Source organism: Cellulomonas algicola (genome assembly GCF_003851725.1).
Taxonomy (GTDB): domain Bacteria; phylum Actinomycetota; class Actinomycetes; order Actinomycetales; family Cellulomonadaceae; genus Cellulomonas; species Cellulomonas algicola.
In genome coordinates this window covers 1-4,377 of record NZ_BHYL01000071.1, presented here as the reverse complement: position 1 = coordinate 4,377, position 4,377 = coordinate 1, and the positions used below count along the sequence as shown (strand labels likewise).

Sequence of the window (4,377 nt, the reverse complement as noted above, 5' to 3'; positions counted from 1 at the left end):
CCGTCGCCGTGCCGGTGTGCGCGAGGTCGCCGGGTGTCGCGGCCGCTGCGGCCGGGGGCGCGACGGCCGTGGCGGTGACCGTCGCGACGAGCGCGAGCGGGGCGGCCAGGGCCAGCGCCGCGAGGGCGGCTGTCAGCGGGGACCGCTGCGGGCCGGAGCGGACGCCGGTCCGCGTGGCACCGAGCGGGTGGGCGGGGGCCCTGCGGGTGCGCAGGGTCGGACGGGCACGCAGCACGGTCACTCCTTCGTGACACCACGGCCGGGCCCCTGACCGGCCGGAGACCGCGGCCTGCCGTCGACGGGCTCCCTCGCCCGCCCGGCATCGCGTACGCCCGCGGCTGGCCTCAGTCGACCACAAAGACTTACAGGGCAGTAAGTGCAGAAGGTCACGATTCGGTCACGACGCCGCGCCGCCCCGCGCGCCCGCAGCGGCCACAGCAGGACCACCTCACGCTCCCCCGCCACCCCGCCGGCAGGCAGGAAGGGTGGTCGAGCAGGAGGAGGGGCAGGCAGGAAGAGTGGTCAGGCGGCAGAAGGGAGCAGGCAGGACGAGTGGTCAGGCGGGGAGGACGCAGGTGGGCGACGGAAGGTCGAGGGTCGAGACGACCTCGCCCGAACCGGCCAGCACCACCAGGCGGTGCGCGCGTTCCAGGGCGACGACGACCCACGGGCCGACGACCGCGAAGTGGCGCGGCCAGTGCCCGCCGAGCGGGTGCGAGCGGCCGTCGGACAGCTTCCCGTCCGGCCCGATCGTGTACCGCGTGAGGACGTCGGCGCCGCGGACCGTCACGAGCAGCTCGTCGCCGTCGACGGCCAGGTGGGACGGCAGAGCACACGCGGGGTGGCGCACCGGGTCCGTCCGGCCGGTGTCGTCGCCGGTCGCCGCGCCGACGACCGCGGGAACCGTCTGCTTCGCGGTGCCGGTCGCGGTCTCGGGGTCCCACGTCAGCACGTGGACCTGCACGTCGAGCTCCCCGGCGACGTACGCGGTGCGGCCGTCGGTGGCGAAGCCCACGTGCCGCGGGCCGGTCCCGGGCGGCAGGGTCGCGGCGATCCCGTCGGGCTCGACCCCGCCGTCGACGACGCGGTAGCGGCGCAGCTCGTCGGTCCCGAGGTCCGCGACGAGGAGGTGCCGCCCGCCGGGCGCGAGGATCGCGTAGTGCGCGTGGGTGCCCTCCTGCCGGTCGGTCACCGGGCCGCTGCCCTCGTGGCCGTACGCGGCCGGTGCGGCGTCGTCGTCCGACGGTTCGGCCGCGAGCAGCCCGAGGTGGCCGGACCCGTAGTTGGCGACCGCGACGAGGCCGTCGACGTCGGTCGACACGTGGCACGGGTAGGCGCCGCCCGACGCTCGACGCGACCGCTCGGTCAGCCCGCCGTCCTCGTCGACCGCGAGCGTCACGACCTCGCCGTCCTCGACCTCCAGCGCGGCGTGCAGCGTGCGCCCGTCGGGCGAGGCCGCGACGAACGACGGCGACGGCAGCGTGACCACGAGCGACGCGTCGCCGAGCGCACCGGTCGCGTCGTCGAGCGTCACCCGCCAGATGCCCTCACCGAGCCCCACGGGGGTGCCGGCGCCTGCCTCGGGGTACGTGCCGATCCAGAGCTGAGTCACGGCCGTCGAGCCTAGACCTGGCCGCAGCACCGCACCCGACGACGTCCGCGCCCGAGCGGTGGCGACGCCGACGGCCGGTCGGCGGCCTCGTCAGGCGAGGACGGAGGCAGCGGTCGCCGTCCGGCGGAGGCGGCGCGCGCGGGGCGTCGCGGTCAGGCGGGGTCGGTACCGTCGACGAGCCAGGCCGACGGGTCGGAGACGACGGCGCGCAGGACCGTGAGGGCGGCGCCCGTCATCGCGGCGTGGTCGCCGGCCCGTGCGACGTCGACCGTGGGCTCGGCCCAGGGGGCGCCGATGACGTGCCGGTGCAGCGCGGCGAGGACGGGCTCGCGGACGTGGTCGGCGAGCGACGCGTACGTGCCGCCGAGGACGACGTGACCGACGTCGACGAGGTTGACGACGTTGGCGAGCGCCGCGCCCAGGACCGCGCCCGCGGCGGTCAGGGCGTCACGCACCCCCGGGGCGTCCGCGGCGGCCGCGGCGACGAGCGCGTCGAGGCCGTCGTGCGGGTCCAGACCCGCGGCGCGCAGGAGCGCGTCCTGCCCGGCGACCTGCTCGAGCGTGCGACCGTCGCCCACGAGCGTGTGGCCGAGCTCGCCCGCCCAGCCGTGGCGTCCGCTGAAGAGGTCGCCGTCGAGGACGAGCGCGCCACCGACGCCGATCTCCCCGGAGACGTAGACGAACGACGGGCGCCGGCCCGGCGCGCGGCGGACGTCGGCCTCGGCGCGCGCGGCGAGGTCGGCCTCGTTGGCGAGCCGGGGCGGGTGGGCGGCGAAGGTCCGCGAGGCGCGGGCGGCGAGCGTGGCGACGTCGACGTCGCGCCAGCCGAGGTTGGGGGCGTAGCGCAGGGCACCGCCGCGCGCGTCGACCAGACCCGGCAGCGCGAGGCCGACGCCCGCGAGCCGGAGCGGACCACGCGGCTGGTCGGGCTCGCGTGCCACGGCGAGTGCGGCGAGCTCGTCGACCGCGGCATCGACGAGGGCACCGAGGCGGGGAAGGACGTCGGTCGGGTGGCTCCCCCGGAAGTCGCCGTGCTCGACGTGCTCGACGAGGACGCCGCGGGACAGGTCGAGGACGCGGACGCCCAGGTAGTCGACGTTCACCTCGGCCCCAAGGGCGGCGAGCGTGCCGGCGGCGGCGGTGAGCGGGACGGCGGGACGACCCGCGCGCTGCGTCGGGACGGGGTCGAGCTCGGCGACGAGCCCCCCGGCGACGAGACGGTCGACGAGCGACGAGACGGTGGCCCGGGTCAGTCCGGTCGCGGCGGCGACGTCGGCGCGCGACGGTGGGGTGGCACCGGTCGCCGCCGCGTCGAGCACCTGCCGCAGCACGAGCCCGAGGTTGTGCTCGCGCAGGCTCCCCTGCCGCGCCGCCGTCGCCTTCACGGGGTTGACCCTAGCCGGGATCCGCCATAAGTTCATCCATACAACAAATCTCGTGCGGCAGACCCCGCCGCGCGAGGGCACTCGACGACGAGAGGTCCGTGATGGTCCGCAAGCCCACCCGCGACGACAAGTTCTCCTTCGGCCTGTGGACCGTCGGATGGAACGCCCAGGACCAGTTCGGCAGCGCCTCGCGGCCGTGGCTGGACCCGGTCGAGTCGGTCCACAAGCTGGCCGAGCTCGGCGCGGCGCACGTGACGTTCCACGACGACGACGTCGTGCCCTTCGGCTCCGACGCGGCCGAGCGCGACCGCATCCTCGACCGCTTCAAGCAGGCGCTGTCGGACACCGGCATCACGGTCGAGATGGTCACGACCAACACCTTCAGCCACCCGATCTTCAAGGACGGCGCGTTCACGTCGAACGACCGCCGCGTGCGCCGCTACGGCCTGCGCAAGGTCGTCCGCAACGTCGACCTCGCCGCCGAGCTCGGCGCGTCGACGTTCGTCATGTGGGGCGGCCGCGAGGGCGCCGAGTACGACTCGGCGAAGGACCTCAAGGCCGCGCACGACCGCTACGCCGAGGGCATCGACACCGTCGCCGCGTACATCAAGAGCAAGGGCTACGACCTCAAGATCGCGATCGAGCCCAAGCCGAACGAGCCCCGCGGCGACATCCTGCTGCCGACGATCGGCCACGCGATCGCCCTGATCGACCGCCTCGAGAACGCCGACATCGTCGGCCTCAACCCCGAGGTGGGCCACGAGCAGATGGCCGGCCTCAACTACACGCAGGGCATCGCCCAGGCGCTGTGGGCGGGCAAGCTCTTCCACATCGACCTCAACGGCCAGAAGTCCATCAAGTACGACCAGGACCTCGTCTTCGGCCACGGCGACCTGTTCTCCGCGTTCGCGACGGTCGACCTGCTCGAGAACGGCTTCCCGGGTGGCGGCCCCCGCTACGACGGCCCGGTCCACTTCGACTACAAGCCGTCGCGCACCGAGGACTTCCAGGGCGTGTGGGACTCGGCGTCGGCCAACATGGCGACGTACATCCTGCTCAAGGAGCGCGCGCAGGCGTTCCGCGCCGACCCCGAGGTGCAGGAGGCGCTCGAGGCCGCCGGCGTGCTCGAGCTGTCGCAGCCCACGCTCGCCGAGGGCGAGACCCTCGACGACCTGCTCGCCGACACCTCGTCCTACGAGGACCTCGACGTCGACGCGGTCGCCGAGCGCGGCTTCGGCTTCGTCCGCCTCAACCAGCTCGCGCTCGAGCACGCGCTCGGCGCTCGCTGACCCGCGCGACGCCGCCCGCCCCGGCTCCGCACCGGGCGGGCGGCGTCGTCGGCCGTCCGGACGACCCGGCCCCGTCCCCCGGGGTCGGGTC

The 4,377-nt window shown here is 75.2% G+C and carries 4 protein-coding genes; 1 reads left to right on the top strand and 3 read right to left on the bottom strand.

Features of this window, described 5'->3' with window-relative positions:
• The 3 genes from CTKZ_RS05660 to CTKZ_RS05650 form a co-directional block, all read right to left on the bottom strand.
• The coding region (locus tag CTKZ_RS05660; RefSeq protein WP_200829649.1) for a hypothetical protein at nt 1-235 on the bottom strand (235 nt) is incomplete at its 3' end.
• Between the two features lie 321 nt (nt 236-556).
• Nucleotides 557-1,612, bottom strand: coding sequence for a lactonase family protein (locus tag CTKZ_RS05655; protein ID WP_124342037.1), 1,056 nt, complete (start codon nt 1,610-1,612; stop codon nt 557-559).
• A 152-nt stretch (nt 1,613-1,764) separates the two neighbouring features.
• Nucleotides 1,765-2,997, bottom strand: coding sequence for an ROK family protein (locus CTKZ_RS05650; protein WP_200829648.1), 1,233 nt, complete (start codon nt 2,995-2,997; stop codon nt 1,765-1,767).
• Nucleotides 2,998-3,098: 101 nt separating this feature from the next.
• On the opposite strand from CTKZ_RS05650, the gene xylA reads away from it, so the two are divergent.
• Nucleotides 3,099-4,286: a xylose isomerase gene (gene xylA, locus CTKZ_RS05645; RefSeq protein ID WP_124342035.1), complete on the top strand. Its 1,188-nt coding sequence runs from the start codon at nt 3,099-3,101 to the stop codon at nt 4,284-4,286.
• Nucleotides 4,287-4,377: the final 91 nt, after the last annotated feature.

Bases quoted from the DNA above. Each gene is read 5' to 3' on its own strand.
- xylA (WP_124342035.1), top strand. From the start codon at position 3,099: ATGGTCCGCAAGCCCACCCGCGACGACAAGTTCTCCTTCGGCCTGTGG.